Here is a 24,289-nt window from a genome sequence, read left to right as displayed (position 1 = left end):
ACAACGGCATTACGGAAGGCTTTCATCGTAAAATGAAATTGATTCAACGTCGTGCTTATGGATTTAGAAACTTTGAAAATTATAGATTAAGGGTTAAAGTTTTGTGTTCTTGATTAGTGCCCCCGGAAATGGGGATGAGTCGTTTTTTTGCAAAAGAGCAAAATTTTTTGGTACCTAGGGTGGGACTCGAACCCACACGGTGTCACCACCACCGGATTTTGAATCCGGCGCGTCTACCAATTCCGCCACCCAGGCATTTGAGAGGCCATTATAACAAAGAAATAAATTCAAACAATGGGTTTTTGTGTATTATTATTTAAAAATAATTAATTATTAAAGGGAGAATTAATGAATAAATATCGGTTTTATATTTTAGTGTATTTTCTTATACAATTTAGCACAGCTCATTCTACAATTTGCCCTGATCCAAAAACCACTTCTCTGCAATGGGGGGTTCCCCCAGAGCCTTGGGTAGTTAATCCAGTTTCCCCCCATCGTCCCCAGGGCGATGTGAATACATCCTTTGTGCGAGCTAATATTTTAGTTGCTGGATATGGTCGTGGAGTCGTGTGTACCTATAGAAATTCGATAGGGGAATATTCAATCTGGTGGCCCACTTTGACTAAAATCCCATCTCGCCTTGATTATCATTGGATAGAAACCTTAGCTGGTTTTGTGTGTTTTCAAGGTTTGGAACAGTGTCAGTTTTATGGCGCAAAATAATTTTATGTGATTAATTGCCCTGGTTGAGTTAATACAATCAGGGCATGAAAAATAATGTTAACCAGCTCACATGCAAATTTTAGGTGTGCATATTTTATTAGATTCGATTTTCTGTTATGTTAATCATCATTTGTAATGATTTTTTAGCATTATCTATAACCCATTGCTGTTCTTGTTCCGACAATCTGTTTCTACTGCCGGTGAATTCATTGACAACGTCACCTGCTTTAACTTCATTATAAGCCATCGTTTTACCTTGCCTTAGTAAATCAACGAGAGCTACTAAATGAGGGGGATCATTACGGGACATCGTGGCACATCCACATCCTATGCCTTTTTCATTTTCTTTTTTAGGGGCTTGGGCTAAATTGATTACTTCGATTCCTAAACCTTTACAATATTGTTTGAGATTGTCTACCATATGGTTTTCTGTGCCTATGGCATAACGTTTCGTCTTCGCACGATCATGTACTACATAATCCCAAATGAAGGCTGTAGATCCTGAATGTTGGGCAATTTTAATGACCGAATTGCGGCATTCAGGATGAACAATAGTTGTATATCCTTGAGTATGCCAATACTCACACATTTCAGGTTGGTAGTGGGTATGTACAGCACATTGGCTGGAGAACAAGATAAGTTGGGCTTCATCAAATTGCTTTAATGTTTGCTTGTCTTGATTTGCTAGTGAATATTGAGCTCCGGCTGTACCGCCTGGCCAATAAGCAAGGTTTTTTATCCCTAGCCAATAGGCTACATTTTCTCCCATATGTTGATCGGGAATGAAAAGGATTTTCTTATTTTGCTTTTGTGCCCATTGAAATATTTTTTTGACATTAGAGCTGGTACACACAGCCCCACCTTGGGCTCCAGTCATTGCTTTGACACGGCCAGATGTATTCATATAACAAACAGGTAGAATATTTTCAGCACCATAACGTTCATTCAAATCAAGAAAGGCAGGTTCGACCATGAAATCTTTGGCAAGCATTTCCATAGTACAACCCGATTTAGGATTAGTGATATATACCTGTTGATTTTGATGAGCCAGAATACTAATTGATTCAGCCATAAAATGAACTGCAGACTCAATAATGATCGATTTTTCAGGATGCTCTGCGGCCATTAATGCTAATTGATAGGAATCCCCAATAAGCCCCCCAAATTGTTCTACTAAACGAACAATTTCTCCTCCCATATAATAATGGGCTAAAAGCAAAAGGCGCTTACCAAAATGATCTTGTGCTTTTTTAAGATAGGGGGTCATCCATGCCAAGATCGTAGTAAGTTTACGATCAGGTAATGCCTGATATTCCTGAGCATAGGGTATAAAATCCTCCTGGTACCAATCTATAGGATAATCGCTTTGGCAAATGCTCATATCATTTCTAATGTGCATTAAAGTGGTTTCAGGAGTATAAAGAGTAGAATTTTTAAACATCTATTTGGCCTCAAATCATGTCAATATAGCCTCAAGTATCTATACTAAAGCTACAAATTTTATTTATTCCGGTGAAATATCCATTAATCCCAATTTGGCAATGCTTTCTTTCGCTTTGGTATTTTTGTTTGGGTAATCTTCACGAAAATGGCCACCGCGTGATTCACGTCTCGCCAAAGCGGATCTTACAATGAGCTCTGCATTGAGAATAATATTTCTGAGTTCAATAAAATCACGAGTAATGCAATGCTTCCAGTAATATTCTTCAATTATTTTCTTTCGCTTCATAATTAATTGTAGTAGATCTTCAAGGCCTGCTTCTGTTCTTACAATTCCTGCATAAGAAGTCATTTCTCCCCTTAAACCCCGCCATTGAGCATTAATTTGGCTTGCTCGTCTAGCATTAACCTCACTAGGTGCGCTCCAGTTTGGGATATGATCTGTATATTTCCATGGAGTAGAAATATCTTTTAAGGTACAGTATGCTGCATTAGAACCCATAACTAAAGCTTCGAGTAATGAATTACTGGCTAAACGGTTAGCGCCATGTAATCCAGTAAAAGCAACCTCTCCTATTGCATAAAGTCGTTTTAAATCGGTACGACCATCAATATCCGCAAGTACCCCCCCGCATTGATAATGTGCCGCTGGAACGACAGGGATCATATCCTGAGCCATATCGATGCCTATAGACAATAATGTACTGTAAATTTGGGGAAAACGTTTTTTAAGAAACTCTTTTGATTGATGGGTAATGTCGAGATAGACATATCCTTTTTGACTACGCTCAATTTCACTAAAAATAGCGCGAGCAACGATATCTCGAGTTGCGAGCTCCATTTGTTCAGGCGCATAGTCCTTCATAAAACGCTCACCTGTTTCAGCATTTTTAAGCAAGGCTCCTTCGCCTCGTACGGCTTCTGAAATAAGGAAATTATTTAATGAATGGTGGTGTAATAGGGTAGGGTGAAATTGGTAGAACTCCATGTTACCAACACGTGCTCCTGCTCTATAAGCCATGGCAACACCATCCCCGGTAGCAACCATAGGATTTGTTGTATATCGGTATGTTTTACCAGCCCCGCCAGTCGCCAATATGACACAGTTTGCTAAGAAAGTATGTATACGATTTGCTGAACAATCTAAAATATATGCGCCTAAGACCTCACTTTGAATATCTGTTCGATGAGGATGGTAATGTGTAATAAGGTTCACTGCTACATGATGTTCAAAAAAATGAATTTGCTGGTGTTGTCGTGCTAGTTGGTTCATTATCTGTGTTACTGATAAACCTGTCTGATCACCGCAATTAAAAATACGTCGATGAGAATGCCCACCTTCTTGTGCTAAATGAAAATGGCCATTGTTGTCCCGTTTAAATTGAACACTATATTGGCTCAGTTTTTTTATAGTCTCGGGCCCTTGCCTAATAATGAACTCTACTGCAGGCAGATAGCATAAGCCATCACCAGCAATCAATGTATCTGAAATGTGCGACTCGAGAGAATCTTCTGCTGAAAAAACAGACGCAATGCCACCTTGGGCATAACGACTGTTGCATTCAATTGCATCTGCTTTACTAATCAAGGCAATTTTTAAACGTGGTTGCAGGTTTATGAGTTGAAGGCAGTATTGTAATCCTGCTAACCCTGTTCCAATAACCAGAACATCAAACTCATAGGTTTGTCCTTGCTGTGATAAAGTATCACTCATAAAAAAGCCTTTACGAGTTGCGTTGCTAAGCCAGTATAGCTTCCCGGAGTAAGTTTGGTGAGTTGTTCTTTAGCTTTCTCAGGAATAGATAGCTCTTTAATAAAATTTTTAAGACTTTCTTCATCAATACCTTGGCCTCGGGTCAACGCCTTTAATTGTTCGTATGCATCAGGTACGTTATAACGACGCATTACTGTTTGTACTGCTTCTGCCAAGACTTCCCAGTTGGATTTTAAATCCTCTTGCAGAGCATATTCATTGATTTGCAATTTATCATTGCCTTTGGCTAAGGCAAGATAGGCGATTAGACTATACGAAAAGGCCATTCCAATGTTGCGCAATACGGTGGAATCAGATAAATCGCGTTGTAATCGTGATTGAGTGAGTTTATTGGCGAAATGGATAAATAGGGCATTAGCCATCCCTAGATTTCCTTCTGCATTTTCAAAGTCAATTGGATTTACTTTATGAGGCATGGTTGATGAGCCCACTTCTTCGGCCACTGTTTTTTGTTTAAAATAGCCCAATGAGATGTAGCTCCATATGTCTTGTGTATAATCGAGCAAAATATTATTAATGCGCACCATGATTTGTGATACTTCTGCTAAACCATCATGGGGCTCAATTTGAGTTGTGTATGCATTAAAGGATAAACCTAAAGATGTAACAAAATTTGAGCAGTGTTTGCGCCAATCAACTTCAGGATAAGCTACTGTATGGGCGTTATAATTACCTACAGCACCATTAAATTTACCTGGAATCAATACCTCAGCTAATTGCTGTTGTGGTCTTTTAAGCCGAGCAACAAAATTGACTAACTCTTTGCCCATGGTTGTTGGTGTGGCGGGTTGGCCATGTGTCCTTGACAACATTGCTACATCAGCATGTTGTTTTCCAAGAAGGGTAATACCCCCCATTATTTCAGCTAGGGTTGGTTGAATTACCTGAGCGATTGCTTGTTTTACCATTAAAGCATAAGCCAGATTATTTATATCTTCTGAGGTGCAGGCAAAATGAATGAATGCTGTGATCGCTTTCAAATGCGAATTCTGTTGGAACTTATGCTTTAAGTAATATTCTATTGCTTTGACATCATGGTTCGTTTGTTTTTCCAATTCTTTAATTTTGAGGGCTTCATTTTCGTCAAAATTGGAAATGATGCTATTGAGAAAATCTTTCGCTTCTTTATCTAATTGAGGAACCTCAGAAATAGCATTATTCGCAGCTAAAGATTCAATCCAACGGATTTCCACTGTTAAACGATAGTAAATTAGAGCAAACTCACTAAAATAAGGACTCAAGGCCCGGGTTTTATTGATGTATCGTCCATCTATAGGTGAGATGGCATTTAAGGAAGTAAGAGTCATAACTGCAAGCCCTATGGGTAAAGCGTATATAATATTAGATGCGAGCCAAGATGTGAATTAAAGTAATAAATTTTCTATTAAGATTGATTATAATTTGATTTAATTGCTCATATTAACATCTTCCAATAAATCATTTATCCATTGGATGAGGTTTATTTAATGCGAGAAGATCTACAAAGTGCAAAAGAAGTCATCCGCAAACTCGTTTTTGAATTTATTCTGCACACCTATTTGGAATCTTACTCATTAAAAACGCATTCTCCAATGTAATTATTAAGCAAACAAAGTTTCTCATTCCCATAGCCCCACATTTTCAGTAGAATAACGGTCATAATTTATGGACTTGGGGCGGTTATGGCGATCAAAAAACACATTATTGACTTAGCTCATCTAAGCATGCGTGATTTAGAGCAGGTTGGTGGAAAAAATGCATCTCTCGGGGAAATGATCAGTCATTTATCCTCGGCTGGGGTTTCTGTTCCGGGCGGTTTTGCAACCACCGCAGATTCATTTAGAGAGTTTTTAGCTCAACATAATTTAGATAAAAAGATTTATACGAAATTAGAGACCTTAAATACTGATGATGTGCTCCAATTAGCTCTTGTTGGTAAAGAAATTAGAGAGATGATTGTCAATGCCCCATTTACTTCTGAGTTTGAAAATGCGGTACGCGCTGCCTACGAGCAGTTATCTCATACTATAGGTCATGATAATTTTAGTGTTGCTGTACGCTCCTCAGCAACAGCTGAAGATTTGCCAGACGCATCCTTTGCAGGCCAGCAAGAAACATTTTTAAATGTTAAAGGCATTGATGAGGTTTTACTATCAATTAAACATGTTTTTGCGTCACTGTATAATGACAGAGCAATTGCTTATCGCACACATCACCAGTTTGCTCATCATGATGTCGCTTTATCAGCCGGGATCCAACAGATGATTCGTAGTGATTTAGCAGTAAGTGGTGTAATGTTTACTATGGATACTGAATCTGGTTTTGATCAAGTTGTATTCATTACTTCTTCGTATGGTTTAGGAGAAATGATTGTACAAGGAGCGGTTAATCCTGATGAATATTATGTACATAAACCCGGTATTCAAGCAGGAAGACCAGCCATTATTCGTAGAAATCTGGGTAGTAAAGCTTTGAAGATGGTGTATTGTGATGATCCGAGTAAGCAACAACGGGTTAAAACTGTAGAAGTAGATGCCAAAGATCGCTTATTGTTTTCTTTATCTCCAGCTGAAGTTGAAAGCCTGGCTCATCAGGCCATGATTATTGAAAAACATTATGGTCGACCAATGGATATAGAGTGGGCGAAAGATGGTTTAAATGGCCAATTATACATACTTCAAGCTCGTCCTGAAACAGTAAAAAGTCGCGATAACAAACAAATATTAGAACGTTATACGTTGCAATCCAAAAGTGAAATATTGGCTGAGGGGCGTAGTATAGGCCAGCGAATTGGACAAGGTAAGGCCAGAATCATTACTGATGTTAGTGAAATGGATAGAGTACAACCTGGTGATGTCTTAATTTCAGATATGACTGATCCTGATTGGGAACCAGTGATGAAGCGGGCGTCAGCGATCGTCACTAATCGTGGTGGACGAACCTGTCATGCAGCAATTATCGCTCGTGAGTTAGGTATTCCTGCGGTAGTGGGTTGTGGTGATGCAACAAAAACGATACGTGATGGAGATGAAGTAACTGTTAGTTGCGCTGAAGGGGATAATGGTTATGTTTACGCTGGTTTATTACCTTTCGAGCAAGTACGTCTTGATGTAGAAACCATGCCTGAATTACCGATGAAAGTTATGCTTAACGTGGGAAACCCTGAGCGGGCATTCACCTTTCAATCCATTCCTAATTCAGGAGTGGGGTTAGCTCGTCTTGAATTTTTAATTTCAAATACGATCGGCATACATCCTCGGGCATTACTGGATTTTGATTCCTTAGAGGATAAGGAATTAAAACAATTTATTATGCAAAAAACTGCAGCCTATGATTCGCCTGTTGAGTATTATATCGAGCGCTTGAAAGAAGGTATTGCGACAATTGCTGCAGCTTTTTATCCAAAACCAGTGATTGTGCGGCTGTCTGATTTTAAATCTAACGAATACGCTAATCTTGTGGGCGGTAATTTGTATGAACCTCATGAAGAAAATCCAATGCTGGGCTTTAGAGGGGCATCGCGATACGTTTCTGAATCATTTGCCGATTGTTTTGCTTTAGAGTGCCAAGCAGTTCGACGTGTTCGTGAAAAGATGGGACTAACAAATGTAGAGGTGATGATACCATTTGTTAGAACCGTTTCTGAGGCAAGCAACGTTATCCAGGTATTAAAACAACATGGACTTGAGCGTGGCAAACATGGTTTACGCATCATTATGATGTGTGAGTTGCCATCTAATGCCCTATTAGCGAAAGAGTTTTTAGAGTATTTTGATGGTTTCTCTATTGGTTCTAACGATTTAACACAATTAACTTTAGGGTTAGATAGAGATTCAGGACTTATTGCTTCTCAATTTGATGAACGTAATGAAGCCGTAAAAGCATTATTACATATGGCTATCATCGCCTGCAAAAAAGCCAATAAATACATAGGTATTTGTGGCCAAGGACCTTCAGATCACCAAGATTTTGCACAGTGGTTAATGAAAGAAGGGATAGAAAGTGTTTCGCTGAATCCGGATTCAGTTTTAGAAACGTGTCTATTTTTAGCGAAACAATAATTGTGTCATGATTTAGGCTGCAAAAGCGGAAAACGTACCTTATAAATTTGTATCCATTTAGCCAAAATGTGGTCTAAGTCAATTGAAAAATAGACTTTTTCGGAAGCATCAATCCCAAAAGAGCTTTTGAAAAAGTCTAATGAATGAATGGGATATTGATGCGGGCTTTAGAACAAATAATACAACGCTTCAAATGGTGGTTTCTTTTAGTGGGCATATATCCGCTGTACGGATTTGCATCTCCTGAATCCGAGCATGTTGATCCAATTGCATTTGTCCTGCTTGCCGTGACTACTATTTTTTTCTTTGCGATTATTGGTCGCTATACGGCAAGGCGCTTGAAGCAACCAAGTGTTCTTGGTGAATTACTCATGGGCATGCTAATTGGCAATATATTTTATTATTATGGCTTTCCATTAGCTATTTTATTACGAGAGGGTTCAGCAACTTTTGATGTGGTTCGAGAAGTACTTAGCGGAGTTCCTATAAATCAAGCGGTGACAACCACCATATCTAATGTAAGTTATGCACAACAGATGATTACTGCTTTAAGTGGGCCGCATGGCGCTGATTTTCTTAAGATTGCTTATATTGTAGATATTTTTTCGCGCTATGGAGTAATTTTTCTTCTTTTTATGGTGGGTCTTGAAAATTCTGTTGAGGAAATGAAGCACACTGGACGTGATTCATTCTGTGTCGCATTAATTGGGGTTATTGCTCCAATGCTCTTAGGATTTGGTGTTGCTTATATGTTGTTGCCTGATGATTCATATCAAGCTGATTTGTTTATCGCTGCAACCCTAAGTGCAACCAGCATTGGTATTACTGCTCGAGTCCTTGCGGAAATGAAAAAGCTGCGTACCCGTGAGGCTAGAACTATTTTAGGTGCGGCAATGCTGGATGATATATTGGGCTTGATTATATTAGCTGTAGTTAGCTCTTTAGTAATAAATGGTGCAGTGGATCTCATCGTTATTGTTCGCATCATTGTGAGCGCGCTATTGTTTTTTTCAGGTACTCTGTTTTTAGGTCCAATTATCTTAAGAAGATCGATTCACTTTTTTCGTTTTCTTGAACCCTGGGAAGCCAAATTATTTATTTCCTTTATATTTATTATGACACTTTCCTGGTTAGCCTCAGTGCTTCAGCTTGCAACGATTATTGGCGCTTTTACTGCGGGAATAATCCTTCATGATGATTACTTTGATGGGATTGGTAGAGGAAAACAGGAAAGTCGTAGTATTTATCATTTGTTATCACCCTTAGAATCAATTCTAACACCAATGTTTTTCATTGTGATTGGAATCCAGGTCAAATTAGAATGTTTTTATCATTGGAATGTAGTGATTTTGTCGAGTGGCCTTATACTTGCTGCTGTGGTTGGAAAGCTTATAAGTGGTCTTGGGGCAAGTGCAAAAGATGACCGTATGCTTATTGGTATTGGTATGTTACCTCGGGGTGAAGTAGGTCTGGTCTTTGCCTCAATTGGACGTACATTAGGCGTAATTTCAGATGATTTATTTTCTGCTATTGTTTTAATGGTTATGATAACTACTTTTATAGCGCCCCCATTATTAAAGGCTCGTTATGCCATGAGGGATAGGAAAATTATAAATGAATAAAACTTTCATATCAGTAGAGGATGATGTATCACGCGCATTACAAGAGGATATAGGTGATGGTGATGTTACTGCTGCATTGTTACCTGATGATCTTAAGGTAGAGGCAGAAATTATTTCACGAGAACCAATGATAGTTTGCGGCCAACCATGGGTTAATGAGGTATTCAAGAGAATAGACGAGCGCATCCAACTTAAATGGCACGTTTCAGAAAGAGATTGGATAGATGCTCCTGCGACTTTATGCACTGTTTATGGTTTAGCACGACCTATTTTAACCGCAGAACGCACGGCACTTAATTTTTTACAAACACTTTCAGCTACGGCAACTCAAACGCATTTTTATGTTCAAAAGCTACGCGGGACAGAAACTCGATTATTAGATACACGAAAGACTCTTCCAGGTTTAAGAGTTGCTCAAAAATATGCGGTTACCTGCGGCGGTGGCTTTAACCATCGTATGGGTCTATATGATGCTTTTTTGATTAAGGAAAATCATATAAAAGCGTGTGGCTCTGTAGCTCAAGCTATTAGTTTAGCCAGACAAACTCATAAAAATATTTTAGTTGAGATTGAAGTGGAAACCCTGGATGAATTGCATGAAGCAATTTTGGTGCAACCTGATAGAATTATGCTGGATAATTTTAGTCAGGAAATGATTAAAAAAGCAATTGAAATGAATCAACCTAAACATAGTACCTTAGAGGTTTCCGGAGGGGTAACCTTGGAAAATATCGGTGAAATAGCCCAATTGGGAGTTGATTTTATTTCTGTAGGAGCCATTACCAAATCAATACAAGCAATAGACTTAAGTTTACTGATTAGGAATATTTTATGATGCCAACGATCATTTTTACTGGAGGGGGCACTGCTGGCCATGTAGCACCTAATATGGCTTTAATTCGAGAATTTAGCAATAAAAGCTGGGATGTTGCGTACATTGGCTCAGCTGATGGTATCGAGAAGCAGATGATTCAACCGCTTGATATTCCTTTTTATAGTGTAAGTAGCGGTAAATTGCGGCGATATTTAAGCTTTAAAAATTTACTAGATCCATTTAAGATTGTATTGGGTATCGTGCAAGCGTTTTTTTTGCTTTATAAATTAAAACCTGATGCTGTTTTCTCCAAAGGGGGCTTTGTTGCATTTCCAGTGGTGGTCGGCGCTTGGTTAAATCGGATACCTGTAATTGCCCATGAGTCGGATATGAGCCCGGGACTTGCAAATCGACTGTGTTTTCCCTTTGTAAACAAAATTTGTTTGACTTTCGATGCTGGGAGAAAACATTTTAAAAGACAAGATAAAATAGAAGTAACAGGTACACCCATTAGAGAGCAATTATTTTCTGGCAACAGTAATCGCGGATTGGAGTTATGCGGATTTAACTCAGAAAAGCCTTGTCTTCTTGTTATTGGCGGTAGTCTAGGAGCTGGCTCAATCAATCGCTGTATTCGTGACGCGCTACCTCAATTAACTGGAAAATATCAGGTTATTCATCTATGTGGAAAAGGTAAAGTAGATGCCTCGTTGAGTGGTTTAATGGGATACAAACAATTTGAATATGCTAATGAAGAGCTGGCGGATTTATTTGCGGCTGCTTCAGTTGTCGTTTCCCGTGCAGGTGCAAATTCTCTTTATGAAATATTGGCACTGGGTAAACCTCATATTTTAATTCCGCTTTCTGCTGAAGTCAGCCGTGGGGATCAAATCCAAAATGCTAAATACTTTCAAGAACAAGGTATCAGCTTAGTGATCGAAAATGAAGCGCTAAATGTAGATGCTTTAATGAAAACATTGAGTGATCTAGAACATAATAAAATGGAAATTATAAGTAAAATTAATGCATTAAACATTAGATCTGCTACAGAGCAAGTTGTAGCGATTATTGAGGAGCAAGTTCATGTTCAATCCCCAAGCGCTATATGATTTTGTTTGTCAGCAATGGCAGGAAGAAATTATTCCAAGTTTATGTGATTACATAAGGATTCCTAATAAATCACCCCATTTTGATGCTAAATGGCAAGAACATGGTTTGATGGATCAAGCAGTAGATCATATTGGTAATTGGTGTAAGACACATGCACCAGAAGGAATGACACTCGAAATTATAAAATTAACAGGCAGAACTCCTTTAATTTTTATAGAAGTGCCTGGTGAAATTGAAGAAACTGTATTGTTATACGGACATCTTGATAAACAACCAGAAATGTCTGGATGGGATGAGGATTTACACCCTTGGAAACCTGTCTTAAAACATGGGCGCTTATATGGCCGCGGTGCGGCTGATGATGGCTATGCTGCATATGCATCGTTAACCGCAATTCGCGCCTTACAAAAACAAAATTTACCTATACCTCGCTGTGTTTTAATTATTGAGGCCTGTGAGGAGAGCGGTAGTTATGACCTACCCTATTACATTGAATTGTTGCAAGAGAGAATAGGTAATCCTAAGTTAGTGATTTGCCTGGATTCTGGAGCTGGAAATTATGAGCAATTATGGATGACTACTTCCTTGCGCGGTAATGTGGTAGGAGAGTTATCTGTTGAGCTGATTTGCGAAGGAGTTCATTCTGGTGCTGCTAGTGGTATCGTTGCCGATAGTTTTAGAGTAGCCAGGCAGTTAATAAGCCGTATTGAGGATGAGGCATCTGGAGAGGTGAGATTACCCGAATTGCATTGTGACATTCCTGAAGAAAGAAAATTGCAGGCAGAGCATTGTGCTAATGCTTTGGGGCATTCTGTCTATTCTGAGTTTCCTTGGCATGAAGGGGTTGAACCAGTTGGTGGTGACATGCAACAACTCATTTTAAACAGAACTTGGCGTCCTGCATTGACTGTGACCGGAGCAGATGGATTTCCTGCAATTGCTGACGCAGGAAATGTTTTAAGACCAATAACAGTGCTTAAATTATCGATGCGTTTACCACCGTTAGTAGATCCTAAAGTTGCAACATCTGCATTACATGATATCTTAACAAAGACTCCTCCTTATCATGCCAAAGTACGTTTTAATGGAAAAGATGGCTCACCAGGTTGGAATGCACCAAAACTGGCTTCCTGGTTGGAAAAGGCAGCCAATAATGCATCGATGACGTATTATGGCAAACCAGCTGCTTATATGGGTGAAGGTGGTACTATCCCTTTTATGGGAATGTTAGGTGAAAAATTTCCCAAGGCCCAATTTATGATCACAGGAGTGTTAGGTCCTCATTCTAATGCACATGGCCCAAATGAGTTTCTTCATTTGGGTATGGTTAAGAAATTAACGGCATGTGTAGCATATGTTCTTTATCATGTTGGTTTAGAATGAGCGATCCAATAAATTTAATAACTGCTTAGAAAGTCATTAATATGCAGGTGTTAATCGAATGCGCCTGCATGTTTTTATATCATTGATGATTATTTTTCAGTCTTTTCCTGCAAAAAATAATTTAAAAATCTCTCGACAGTGTCTGTAAATATTGGGATACTTTGGCTTGACTCTGGAATGAGTCATCTAGTCCAACAAAAAGGAGAAAATTATGAAAGCAAAATTTTTTGCTGCTGTGTTATCTTTATATGTTATTACCCTTCCTGTACATGCAACTCTTGCTAAGCAGGATGCAGTTCCAAAGCAACCTCCAATAGCAATTCATAAAATAGATATTAACAATGCAGATCTAACCGCACTTACAGGTTCAATTAAAGGTATAGGAACAAAACGAGCCGAAGCAATCATTGCTTATCGCCAAACCCATCACGGTTTTAAATCGCTTGAGGAGCTCTCTGAAGTGAAGGGAATAGGACAGCATTTTGTCAATGTGAATCGTGAAAAGTTAAGTGAAGTATTTGTTATTCATAAAATGGAGTAAATAAATACTCAAATGTTGTTGGTCTAATTAAGACCAACAACAGAAATGAAATTGTGTCTAAATATTTGACATAATTCGCCCAATATTTAAAATTGTTCTCCAAGAACTGTCGATTTTTATCCAAATTTAGGATAAAGTAGCGCACAAAAAAAAGAACGGGGTAGTACTGCTTATGTTCAGAAAATTAAGGGGTGTGTTTTCCAATGATTTATCAATTGATTTGGGAACTGCCAATACATTGATTTATGTAAGAGATAAAGGGATTGTGTTAAACGAACCCTCTGTTGTTGCTTTACGTAATGAGTCAGGTCAAAAACGAGTTGCTGCTGTTGGTCTTGAAGCAAAGCGCATGCTAGGAAGAACTCCAGGTAACATTAACGCGATCAGACCAATGAAAGATGGTGTGATTGCTGACTTTTTTGTTACTGAAAAAATGCTCCAGCATTTTATACATAAAGTTCACGAAAATAAATTTTTACGACCAAGTCCGCGTGTTTTGGTTTGCGTTCCTTGTGGCTCTACACAAGTTGAACGTCGTGCGATTCGTGAATCTGCTATGGGAGCTGGTGCTCGAGAAGTATTTCTTATTGAAGAGCCTATGGCTGCAGCTTTAGGTTCTGGAATGCCAGTAGAAGAGGCCAGTGGCTCAATGGTTGTAGATATCGGCGGTGGTACTACCGAAGTTGCGATTATTTCCCTAAGTGGTATTGTTTATCATCAGTCTGTTCGTATTGGTGGTGATAAGTTTGATGATGCGATCGTATCTTATGTGCGTCGTAATTATGGTACACTTATTGGCGAAACGACTGCGGAACGTATAAAACATGAAATTGGTTCAGCTTTTCCAAGTCGTGATTTATTTGAAATCGAAGTACGTGGACGAAACCTGGCAGAAGGTGTTCCTCGTAGTTTTATTTTAACAAGTGCTGAGATTTTAGAAGCCTTACAAGAACCTTTATCAGGTATTGTTGGTGCTGTAAGAGCTGCTTTAGAGTTGGCTCCTCCTGAGTTGGCAGCAGATATTGCTGAACGAGGCATGGTTTTAACTGGGGGAGGTGCTTTGTTGAAGAACATTGATACCTTGCTGATGGAAGAAACTGGCCTACCTGTATTAATTGCTGAAGATCCGCTGACCTGTGTTGCACGCGGTGGTGGTAAAGCTTTAGAAACCATGGACTTACGCGGCGGTGATTTCCTCTCAACAGAATAATGCGCATAACAGATTATTTAGCAGGAGCGGGTACAGTTCTATAGGATTTGTGCTCGCTCTTTTATTTTCTGTTTTTCTTATGTTTTCTGACTATCATTATCGTTACTTAGATAATGTTCGTAGTGGTTTTTCTTTAATCGTTGCCCCTCTACAATATGCGGTTGATTATCCAGTACGTGTTGTAGGTTGGGTTCAGTCGTTAGTTAGCGCCAAAAAAGCTTTAATTGCAGAAAATATGCAATTACGTTATAAGCAAACCATGCTCGAGGCAGAGCTACAAAAATTAATTGTTATCCAAAAAGAAAATTCACAACTGAAAGAACTACTTCTTACCTCATCAAAAGCCGATATGAGCGCGATGGCGGCTCAAATCCTGGCTGTAGATACCAGCAATTCACGTCAAGTGGTTGTATTAGATAAGGGCAAGCTTAATGGGGCTTATGTAGGACAACCTGTTCTAGATGCGAAAGGGGTTATGGGTCAAATTATTGATATTGGCCCCATAACCAGTACAGTTTTACTTATTTCTGATTCTAAAAGTGCTGTTCCTGTCCGAAATAATCGAACAGGGGAGCGAGCGATTCTGGTAGGGACAAATGATATAGAAGAGTTATCTTTAATTAATTTACCAAAAACATCTTCGATTCATCCTGGTGATGTATTAGTTACGTCAGGTTTAGACAGGCATTATCCAGAAGGTTATCCTGTAGGACTAGTAGAAGAAGTTAATAGTATTCCTGGTGAAGATTTTGTCAAAGTTAAAGTGAAGCCCGTTGCTTTACTTAATAGGAATCGATTGGTTTTATTAATCTGGACTGATGTGAAACAAGAACAGTTGACGACACAAATTAATGAACGTTTAAATGCGAAGGAAACTATGTAATGAAAAACCTTCGTATTCGCTTGGGCTTGAGTTTTATTGTGGCGCTACTTTTGTCAATCTTGCCTATGCCAGAATTAATTTCTGCTTTCCGTCCCCCATGGATTTTGTTACTTGTCCTTTATATAGAATATTTTTTACCAGGTAACTTTAAATTGGCCACATTATTATTTGTGGGTTTATTGTTGGATGTATTGCTTGCCACAGTTATTGGGGAACACTCTTTTGCATTACTTTTTGTAACCTGGATTGCTTCAAGTAAATCTAGGCGGTTTCAATTCTTTTCAATGATGCAGCAAATCTTTCTAATTGGATTCTTTTGCTTGTTATATCAATCAATTATTTCTTTAATTGCAGTGCTTTTAGGTTTTAATTACAGCATATTTGCACCATTTGCGAGCGCTGTAGTGAGCATGTTCCTCTGGCCATGGATTCGTCTTCTTGGCCAAGATAATTTATTAAATCGCTTGGCATATAGGTAAGGGTCATAGCCTAAGAACCATAGATTTCTAACAGAACTTTCAAACGTAGATTATTTAAGCTCGGCTACACTTCTTACTTTTCTCTGGGATTTTTCATTTTCACAATGAGAAAGGCATATAATCTAGTTGGAATTACTTCTTTATCTTGATGTCGATAATCTTATACTCGCCAGGCTGTAAGTTATCTAATCGCCAGTCACTTATGCGATGTCGTACTAATCTTAATGTAGGAAATCCAATTGCAGCAGTCATTTTTCGTATTTGATGGTTTTTTCCTTCGCTTAATATAATTTCCAGCCAACTCGTAGGAATATTTTTTCTAAATCGAATGGGTGGATTACGTGGCCAGAGATGTGGTTCATCAATGAGTCGAGCTCCAGCTGGCAAAAAACTAATGTCTTTAAGAACCAGGCCGTTTCTAAGAATATCCAAATCTTGGTTGCAAGGTGTTCCTTCGACTTGAACCCAATAATATTTTCTCTTATTGAATTTAGGAGCGGTCAATCTATGTTGTAACGCTCCACTATCTGTTAATAACAACAATCCTTCACTGTTTTTATCCAATCTTCCCGCAGCATAAAAATTAGGGATATCAATAAAGGCAGCTAATGTATGCTCATGTTCTTCACCGGAAAATTGGCTGACTACACCATAGGGTTTATTGAATAATACTATTTGTGGCATGAGATATTTCGTAACAAATGAAAAAACGCAATAGTAGGTTGTATATGAATTATGAGCAAGAGATCTCTAGTGTGGATAATTATTTCAGTAATCCTGCTTTGTTTAATAGAATTCAAAATATGCTTATACAATCTTATGTAAAAATAACTAAAAAGCACTAAAGCCTACTCGTGAAAATGCAAATTAATTCCAATGATTTTCCCTACACAAAAATGAGATCAAAAAATTTTAACCTGAAGTGAGACAATCATTGGCCAATCTAATGAAATTAAATGTTTAGCGCTATTACATAGCGATTTTTAATCCATTAAAAGCAGACCAGAAAAAGACATAATTTATTGTTTTGTTAGGTTAATTATTATACAATCATGCAAAAACAGACTTGTAGTGAAAATCAATGATAAAATACGCTTTTTTGTTTTCTATATTTATGTGCCAAGTATCTTATGCTATGACTCATATTGTAATGGTTGGAGATGAAAAAGTAGAAATTAAACAAATCGTAGGCAGGGGAAAAACCTTTGTACATTTACATTATAATGAGCAAACAGCTTTAAAAGCAGCGCAAGCAGTTATAAAAAACGAAGGAGGAAGCCTTATAACTTTAGTTCATTCTGGCGGTAGGAATATAGTTTTTCGTCTTAATAACAAGCGCTACGAATTTGATCCGAACCGCATTTTTACTGATAAGGGAATTAAGAATACACTTACTTCATTAAGTCAGTATAGTCCTGAAGCGCATCAAGAAGTAAATAAGTTAGCAAGTAGAATCAAGCAGTTATTACCTGAGGGTAAAGTGGTTGCTGTACATAATAATTCATCCTACTCATTGAAAGATTATTTGCCAGGTAAGCCTCTTGAAAAAGATGCACAGGCCCTCCATTTGGTTCCTGAAAAGTATTATCGAAATTTTTATTTAGTAACAAAAATCAGTGATTTTCTCCGTTTAAAAAGTAAAGGATATAACGGAATATTACAGAAACCATCAGCAACAGACGATGGTTCATTGTCCATATATTTAGCAAAAAATGATTACATTAATGTTGAGGCTGGTTATGATCAATTGATGGAACAAATTAAAATGCTACAACATGCATAAACAATGGTGATCCCAAATTATGTTTGCGGCAAAAATTAATAACATCAAAAAATAGGATGCCTATTGTTCTAGTCAACGTTTTAGCCGCATTATGCATGCTGTAGGTCGTGCACTATTTTTAACGCAATACCAATCAACTCGTTATACAAAATGTCTATAATATTATCTAAATGCTACATCATTATCTTAAGGTGTAAATTAAATAAAATCATGCTTGGGATTCCAAGTTATCACATGCTATTATTGAAACCTCTCTAAATTTACGGAGTTGTCAATGACATATGATAAAATCAAAGTGCCTTCACATGGTGAAGCTATTACTGTAGCTGCTGATCTATCTCTTCGTGTACCCAATAATCCTATAATTCCTTTTATTGAGGGAGATGGTATTGGCGTTGATGTGACGCCCCCTATGATTCGAGTTGTTGATGCTGCGGTTGCAAAAGCCTATGGTGACAAGAGAAAAATTGCCTGGATGGAAGTATATGCGGGTGAAAAAGCAACTAAGGTATATGGTGCAGATCAATGGTTACCTAAAGAAACATTGGATGCAATGAAAAAGTATGTGGTCTCAATTAAAGGTCCCTTGACCACCCCAGTAGGTGGTGGAATTCGCTCCTTAAACGTAGCAATTCGACAAGAAATGGATCTTTTTACTTGTTTACGTCCAATTCGTTATTTCGATGGTGTTCCAAGCCCAGTTAAAGAACCATGGAAAACCGATATGGTGATTTTTAGAGAGAATTCAGAAGATATTTATGCAGGTATTGAATGGCAAGCAGATACCCCGGAAGTGAAAAAGGTGATTGAATTCTTGACAAAAGATATGGGCGTAAAAAAAATCCGTTTTCCAGAACATTGCGGGATAGGAATTAAGCCAGTCTCAAAAGAAGGAACCACACGTTTAGTAAGGGCAGCAATTCAATATGCAATTGATAATGATCGCCATACTGTTACCTTAGTCCACAAAGGTAATATTATGAAGTTTACCGAAGGTGCATTTAAAGAATGGGGCTATGAAGTTGCACGAGATTTTTTTGGTGCCAAGGAGTTTGATGGTGGGCCTTGGATGGAGTTCAAGAATCCTAAAACAGGCAAGCAAATTGTCATTAATGATGTCATCGCAGATGCGTTTTTACAACAAATTCTATTAAGACCCGAAGATTATAGTGTCATTGCTACTTTGAATTTGAATGGAGACTATATCTCTGATGCTTTGGCTGCCCAGGTTGGTGGTATTGGTATTGCTCCTGGTGCTAACATAAGTGATAAAGTTGCGGTATTTGAAGCTACTCATGGAACTGCGCCAAAATATGCGGGTAAAGATAAAGTAAATCCTGGCTCAATAATTTTATCTGCCGAAATGATGTTACGCCATATGGGCTGGAATGAAGCAGCTGATTTAATTGTCAAAGGTATGGAAGGTGCTATAGAAGCTAAAACAGTAACTTATGACTTTGAACGTGGTATGGCCGGTGCAACTTTGGTAAGTAGCTCTGGCTTTGGTGATGAAATAATTAAGCATATGTAAGTGTTACATCGCTATTGTATTAAGCTAAAATTTAGGAATGGTGTGAAAATGATCTGGGATAGTGTATAAGAGAGCTCCAGGATTTTTCACGCTTCCCTAAGTTATAATTTGTGATAGTGGTTTAATGAATGGTATCTAATCAATGTGTTTTTCATTATTTCAAAGGCTTTTTTTTTCATTAAAATTAGCTGTTTTTACTGGCCAAAAGCGCGCGGGGAGTCTATAAAAATAGTATAGAGGTTGTATGTTATGAGCGGGCAAAATCTAGAGGAAATTGTAAGGCATAGAATTGCTGAACCAGAAATGAGCTCAGAAATTAAAGTGCCTAGAAAGTACAAAGTTGTGTTGCTCAATGATGATTATACACCAATGGATTTTGTAGTTGATGTTCTGAAGCATTTTTTTCACCTGAGTGAGGAAATGGCTGTTCAAATAATGCTACAAGTTCATTTTCAAGGAAAAGGCGTGTGTGGGGTATTTACGCGAGATATTGCAGAAACAAAAGTAGCTTTGGTAAATGAATACGCCAGAAGAAATCAGCATCCATTGCTATCAAGCATGGAACCCGAGTAATTGCTGTGGGCTGAAGAGGAGCAACGACAATGTTAAATAAAGAACTTGAATTTACCTTGAACTTAGCTTTCAAGGAAGCAAAGGAAAAGCGTCATGAATTTATGACAGTTGAGCATTTGCTGTTGTCTTTGCTTGATAATCCGTCAGCTGGAAGCGTGTTGCAGGCATGTGATGCGAATATTGAAGCATTACGCCGAGATTTGATTGAATTTATTGATGAAACTACTCCTAGAATTCCTGAAGATGAAGTAGACAGGGAAACTCAGCCAACACTTGGTTTTCAACGAGTGCTGCAACGTGCTGTCTTTCATGTGCAGTCTGCAGGAAAAACAGAAGTAACTGGGGCGAATGTTTTAGCAGCCATTTTTAGTGAACAAGAAAGTCAAGCTGTTTATTTCTTACGTCGTGAAAATATTACACGTCTTGATGTAATTAATTATATTTCGCATGGTGTTTCTAAATATCAGAATAATGACATGCATGAAAACATGAATTCTATGGAAGATGAGATGGGGGCATCAGAAGGTAATGAATCACCTCTTGAAAGTTATTGTACCAATCTTAATAGACGTGCGAAACAAGGTAAAATAGATCCTTTGATCGGACGACATGAGGAAATACAACGTACCATTCAAGTATTGTGCAGACGCAGAAAAAACAATCCTTTACTTGTGGGAGAAGCAGGAGTTGGTAAAACTGCAATTGCCGAGGGATTAGCTCGACGAATTGTTGACGGCGAAATTCCTGATGCTATACGTGATTGTATTGTTTACTCGCTGGATTTGGGAGCATTACTTGCTGGAACAAAATATCGTGGTGATTTTGAAAAACGATTAAAGGCTGTATTAAAACAGCTTGGTCAACAAGAGGGAGCTGTTTTGTTTATAGATGAAATTCATACCATCATTGGGGCAGGAGCAGCTTCAGGTGGTGTCATGGATGCTTCTAATTTGATTAAACCCCTGTTAGCAAATGGCGAATTGAAATGTATAGGTTCTACAACTTACCAGGAATACCGGGGTATTTTTGAGAAAGATAGAGCATTGGCTCGACGTTTTCAAAAAATTGATATTCCTGAACCTACAGTTGATGAAACTTTTGAAATCCTGAAAGGATTAAAAGGGCGCTTGGAAGACCACCATGGGGTAAAATTCACGATACCTGCCCTAAAAGCTGCAGCAGAATTATCAGCAAAATACATTAATGATCGGTTTTTACCCGATAAAGCGATAGATGTCGTTGATGAAGCAGGTGCATATCAAAACTTATTAACGGCCAGTAAACGTAAAAAAATAATTAGTGTTACTGAAATTGAAAGCGTAGTTGCAAAAATTGCACGCATCCCTATTAAGAAGGTATCTGCCCGTGATAAAGATACATTACGTAATTTGGAACGTGATTTGAAACTTCTTGTATATGGACAAGATCAAGCAATCACTGCATTGGCTTCCGCAATTAAATTAGGTCGCTCTGGACTTAGAGATCCACAAAAACCAGTTGGTTGCTTCTTATTTGCTGGTCCAACAGGTGTTGGAAAGACTGAAGTAACAAGGCAATTAGCTAATGTTTTAGGGATAGAATTGTTGCGTTTTGATATGTCTGAATATATGGAGAAACATACAGTTTCTCGATTAATTGGTGCTCCTCCAGGATATGTAGGATACGATCAAGGGGGATTACTCACAGAAGCAGTCACCAAAAACCCACATGCGGTGCTTTTACTTGATGAAATTGAGAAAGCTCATCCCGACGTGTTTAATTTACTGTTACAAATTATGGATCATGGTACTTTAACCGATACCAATGGCCGTCAAGCAGATTTTAGGCACATTATTTTGGTAATGACCTCCAATGCGGGTGCGGGAGAGATGGTGCGAAACTCCATTGGTTTTTCACAGCAAGACAACAGCAATGATGGACTTGAAGTCATTAAAAAACAATTTAGCCCAGAGTTTAGGAATAGACTTGATGCAATAATTAACTTTGCTCCGCTGGATGCAGTAACTATTGGTTTAGTAGTTGATAAATTTATCATGGAATTAGATGAACAACTTAGCCACAAAGGGGTGACCTTTACTGTGGATAAAATGGCTCGTGAATGGCTGATTGAACATGGTTATGATAAAGTAATGGGGGCTCGACCTATGGCTCGACTAATTCAAGAAAACGTGAAAAAACCTCTTGCTGATGAACTTTTATTTGGTAAGTTAATACATGGCGGTCATGTCACTTTAAAAGTAAAAGATGGAAAATTGCACTTTGATAGTCATGATCATCGTGAGGGCGTGTTTTAGATGTCGTTATCGGTAATAATAATAACTAAAAACGAAGAGCAAAATATCAGAAGATGTTTAGAGTCAGTACAGTTTGCGGATGAAATTATAGTATTAGACTCAGGTAGTACGGATAACACAGTAGCTATCTCAAAAGAATATACAGAGCACGTGTACTCTACAGACTGGCCTGGGTATGGTGCACAAAAACAGCGTGCTTTATCAAAAGCACAATGTGATTGGGTATTGAATCTTGATGCAGATGAGTCAGTAAGCCAAGAGTTACAGCAAGAAATGATTCAGGCAATGGCTTCTGACTCAGCAGATGCTTTTAGGGTTGCAATACAAATGTATTTTTACAATCAACCTTTAAAGTACTCTTCCAGTCCTAAACGACATGCACGTCTATTTAAACGAGTTAACACCTACTTCAGTGATGATATAGTACATGAGAAAATAGTACTCCCAGAGGGGGCGCGAATTGGTCAAATAAAAACTCCAATTATGCACCATTCATTTAAAGATGTGAGTCATATGCTTTATAAATTAAATAAATATTCATCCTACAGTGCAAAGACATATATCGCTAAGCAAAAAAGGGCAAGTTTGAGCAAGACTTTAGCAGGTACATTGTGGATGTTTTTTAGATGCTATGTTGTGCAACGAGGATTTTTGGATGGCAAAAGAGGTTTTTTATTTGCTGTATTTAATGCCCAAGGCACTTTTTATCGCGGTATTAAACAAATATATCGAGACAAAAACCTGGATCAATTACCATCGTTAGCTCAAAATGCAGAGGAGCTAATTTGAGAGCATTTTTTTCGGAAGAAAAAATTAACTTATTAGCTCCAATCCTTATTGTTTTATTGGTTTTTTCTATTCCTATTAGCTCTAGTGTCAAATCAATTTTGATGGTTCTTAGTCTGTTGGCAATAGTATTTACACCTTATTACAGGCAGTATTTATATGAGGCATTTAATACATTATGGGCGCGCGCAGCATTGGTTTTCTTTCTTTATATTATTCTTGCGTGTTCTTGGTCCGACGCGCCTCTAACAATACGTTATAATACGATTGATAAGTATTCTAAATTAATTTTTTTACCAATTCTTGCAGTAGTTTTTATTAAACCGAGAACGAGACAATGGGTTTTAGATAGTTATCTATCCGTGATGTTATTAACTTGTATACTTTCCATTTTAAAAGCAAGAAATCTTTTGGAGTTAAATAATGTTGCAGATCCTGGAGAAGTATTTTACAACCACATAATTACTGGATATATGGTGGCTTTAGGTGTTTATTTGGCAGGATTGCAGGTTTTCAAAGCTGAGGTAAGTCGACCACGCCGTCTTTTTTCTCTAAGCATGTTCTTTTTAGGAAGTTATCAAATCCTATTTTTAAATACGGGAAAAACAGGTTATCTGATATATGCCCTCTTAATGACAATGCTTATCTTACAGAGAATGTCTTTAAAAAGAGCACTAGTGGGAGTAATGCTATTTTTTGCCACGATTCTTTTAACCTATACTCTGAGTCCTAGGATGCAAGTAACAACTCAAACGTTGTTTAATGATATTAAATCATTGCAACACCATCAGGAAAATAACTCGTTAGGATTTAGAATACAATTCCATCAATATGCAGAATCATTATTTAAAGAGCATCCCGTTATAGGTATTGGTACAGGAGGATTTCCTTACCGTTTTTCATTGGAACAACCTATACCAGCATGGGGGAAAAAGTTAAATGAACCTCATGGCCAGTATTGGCTGACGCTTGCGGAACAAGGCCTAATTGGTATCACGCTTTTATTCTTATTTTTGGGTACTTTATTTATTACTTTTTTCAAGCTTAAAGAAACGAAACCAATTCTTTTAGGATTGTTAATTTCTTTTTGTTTTTCGTCATTCACAGATACAGTATTTTGCTATTCAACAATAGGTTATTTACTAATTATTTTTAGTGCATTATGTTTTGGTGAGTTAATAGAAATGCGTTAAATAAGATAGTTCAATACCCCAAATTATGTATTCTTTCTTTTTAAGATCAAAGATATGAGACCAAGTGGTTTTAAAATGAAATGAGTTGTTTCATTTGCTTATGCATGCGC

At 37.9% G+C, this 24,289-nt stretch carries 21 protein-coding genes and 1 tRNA gene; 17 read left to right on the top strand and 5 right to left on the bottom strand.

What is annotated here, in order from left to right; translation table 11 throughout:
• Positions 1-113, top strand: a 113-nt coding sequence (locus EKG34_RS15860) for a transposase (protein WP_130560095.1), incomplete at its 5' end; no start/stop codon positions are given.
• A gap of 55 nt (positions 114-168) precedes the next feature.
• Here EKG34_RS15860 and EKG34_RS15855 read toward each other — a convergent pair.
• Positions 169-255, bottom strand: a tRNA-Leu gene (locus EKG34_RS15855).
• A gap of 93 nt (positions 256-348) precedes the next feature.
• On the opposite strand from EKG34_RS15855, the gene EKG34_RS15850 reads away from it, so the two are divergent.
• Positions 349-723: a DUF3757 domain-containing protein gene (locus EKG34_RS15850; protein WP_003636676.1), complete on the top strand. Its 375-nt coding sequence runs from the start codon at positions 349-351 to the stop codon at positions 721-723.
• 97 nt (positions 724-820) lie between these two features.
• Here the strand turns inward: EKG34_RS15850 and nadA are convergent, their stop codons facing one another.
• From nadA to purB, 3 genes are all read right to left on the bottom strand, one after another.
• Positions 821-2,164 carry a quinolinate synthase NadA gene (gene nadA, locus EKG34_RS15845; RefSeq protein ID WP_003636677.1) on the bottom strand — a complete coding sequence of 448 codons (1,344 nt, stop codon included), beginning with the start codon at positions 2,162-2,164 and terminating at the stop codon, positions 821-823.
• 63 nt (positions 2,165-2,227) lie between these two features.
• On the bottom strand, positions 2,228-3,877 hold the full coding sequence (gene nadB / locus EKG34_RS15840) for an L-aspartate oxidase (protein WP_003636679.1): 1,650 nt from the start codon (positions 3,875-3,877) through the stop codon (positions 2,228-2,230).
• Positions 3,874-5,244, bottom strand: a complete 1,371-nt coding sequence (purB, locus tag EKG34_RS15835; RefSeq protein WP_003636682.1) for an adenylosuccinate lyase — start codon at positions 5,242-5,244, stop codon at positions 3,874-3,876. Before purB ends, nadB begins: the two co-directional genes overlap by 4 nt.
• A gap of 354 nt (positions 5,245-5,598) precedes the next feature.
• On the opposite strand from purB, the gene ppsA reads away from it, so the two are divergent.
• From ppsA to mreD, 9 genes are all read left to right on the top strand, one after another.
• Positions 5,599-7,977: a phosphoenolpyruvate synthase gene (ppsA, locus tag EKG34_RS15830; protein WP_003636685.1), complete on the top strand. Its 2,379-nt coding sequence runs from the start codon at positions 5,599-5,601 to the stop codon at positions 7,975-7,977.
• A gap of 158 nt (positions 7,978-8,135) precedes the next feature.
• The gene (locus EKG34_RS15825; RefSeq protein ID WP_003636687.1) at positions 8,136-9,599 is read left to right on the top strand and encodes a cation:proton antiporter; all 1,464 of its coding nucleotides are present in this window, start codon (positions 8,136-8,138) and stop codon (positions 9,597-9,599) included.
• Positions 9,592-10,434: a carboxylating nicotinate-nucleotide diphosphorylase gene (gene nadC / locus EKG34_RS15820; RefSeq protein WP_003636689.1), complete on the top strand. Its 843-nt coding sequence runs from the start codon at positions 9,592-9,594 to the stop codon at positions 10,432-10,434. The genes EKG34_RS15825 and nadC overlap by 8 nt, the downstream gene beginning before the upstream one ends.
• Complete coding sequence (locus EKG34_RS15815; protein WP_003636692.1) at positions 10,431-11,522, top strand: undecaprenyldiphospho-muramoylpentapeptide beta-N-acetylglucosaminyltransferase; 1,092 nt, start codon at positions 10,431-10,433, stop codon at positions 11,520-11,522. The genes nadC and EKG34_RS15815 overlap by 4 nt, the downstream gene beginning before the upstream one ends.
• The gene (locus EKG34_RS15810) at positions 11,497-12,906 is read left to right on the top strand and encodes a M20 family metallopeptidase (RefSeq protein WP_012979236.1); all 1,410 of its coding nucleotides are present in this window, start codon (positions 11,497-11,499) and stop codon (positions 12,904-12,906) included. The genes EKG34_RS15815 and EKG34_RS15810 overlap by 26 nt, the downstream gene beginning before the upstream one ends.
• 211 nt (positions 12,907-13,117) lie before the next feature.
• The gene (locus tag EKG34_RS15805; protein WP_003636695.1) at positions 13,118-13,447 is read left to right on the top strand and encodes a ComEA family DNA-binding protein; all 330 of its coding nucleotides are present in this window, start codon (positions 13,118-13,120) and stop codon (positions 13,445-13,447) included.
• Positions 13,448-13,619: 172 nt separating this feature from the next.
• Positions 13,620-14,657: a rod shape-determining protein gene (locus tag EKG34_RS15800; RefSeq protein ID WP_003636696.1), complete on the top strand. Its 1,038-nt coding sequence runs from the start codon at positions 13,620-13,622 to the stop codon at positions 14,655-14,657.
• On the top strand, positions 14,635-15,540 hold the full coding sequence (gene mreC, locus EKG34_RS15795; protein ID WP_003636698.1) for a rod shape-determining protein MreC: 906 nt from the start codon (positions 14,635-14,637) through the stop codon (positions 15,538-15,540). The genes EKG34_RS15800 and mreC overlap by 23 nt, the downstream gene beginning before the upstream one ends.
• Positions 15,540-16,019, top strand: a complete 480-nt coding sequence (gene mreD / locus EKG34_RS15790; protein ID WP_003636699.1) for a rod shape-determining protein MreD — start codon at positions 15,540-15,542, stop codon at positions 16,017-16,019. Before mreC ends, mreD begins: the two co-directional genes overlap by 1 nt.
• A 132-nt stretch (positions 16,020-16,151) precedes the next feature.
• Here mreD and EKG34_RS15785 read toward each other — a convergent pair whose 3' ends face one another.
• Positions 16,152-16,703 carry a pseudouridine synthase gene (locus tag EKG34_RS15785; protein WP_003636701.1) on the bottom strand — a complete coding sequence of 184 codons (552 nt, stop codon included), beginning with the start codon at positions 16,701-16,703 and terminating at the stop codon, positions 16,152-16,154.
• 397 nt (positions 16,704-17,100) lie between these two features.
• Between EKG34_RS15785 and EKG34_RS15780 the strand changes: the two genes are divergently transcribed.
• From EKG34_RS15780 to EKG34_RS15755, 6 genes are all read left to right on the top strand, one after another.
• The gene (locus EKG34_RS15780) at positions 17,101-17,802 is read left to right on the top strand and encodes an SAM-dependent methyltransferase (protein ID WP_003636707.1); all 702 of its coding nucleotides are present in this window, start codon (positions 17,101-17,103) and stop codon (positions 17,800-17,802) included.
• A gap of 274 nt (positions 17,803-18,076) precedes the next feature.
• On the top strand, positions 18,077-19,333 hold the full coding sequence (icd, locus tag EKG34_RS15775) for an NADP-dependent isocitrate dehydrogenase (RefSeq protein WP_003636710.1): 1,257 nt from the start codon (positions 18,077-18,079) through the stop codon (positions 19,331-19,333).
• 249 nt (positions 19,334-19,582) lie between these two features.
• The gene (gene clpS / locus EKG34_RS15770; RefSeq protein ID WP_003636711.1) at positions 19,583-19,906 is read left to right on the top strand and encodes an ATP-dependent Clp protease adapter ClpS; all 324 of its coding nucleotides are present in this window, start codon (positions 19,583-19,585) and stop codon (positions 19,904-19,906) included.
• Positions 19,907-19,935: 29 nt separating this feature from the next.
• On the top strand, positions 19,936-22,200 hold the full coding sequence (gene clpA, locus EKG34_RS15765) for an ATP-dependent Clp protease ATP-binding subunit ClpA (protein ID WP_003636713.1): 2,265 nt from the start codon (positions 19,936-19,938) through the stop codon (positions 22,198-22,200).
• On the top strand, positions 22,201-22,989 hold the full coding sequence (locus EKG34_RS15760) for a glycosyltransferase family 2 protein (RefSeq protein WP_003636714.1): 789 nt from the start codon (positions 22,201-22,203) through the stop codon (positions 22,987-22,989).
• Positions 22,986-24,179: an O-antigen ligase family protein gene (locus tag EKG34_RS15755; protein ID WP_003636715.1), complete on the top strand. Its 1,194-nt coding sequence runs from the start codon at positions 22,986-22,988 to the stop codon at positions 24,177-24,179. Before EKG34_RS15760 ends, EKG34_RS15755 begins: the two co-directional genes overlap by 4 nt.
• Positions 24,180-24,289 lie beyond the last annotated feature (110 nt).

Source organism: Legionella longbeachae (assembly GCF_004283175.1).
Lineage (GTDB): Bacteria > Pseudomonadota > Gammaproteobacteria > Legionellales > Legionellaceae > Legionella > Legionella longbeachae.
The sequence above is the reverse complement of the archived record's forward strand: the minus strand, read 5'-3'. Positions and strand labels throughout refer to the sequence as shown.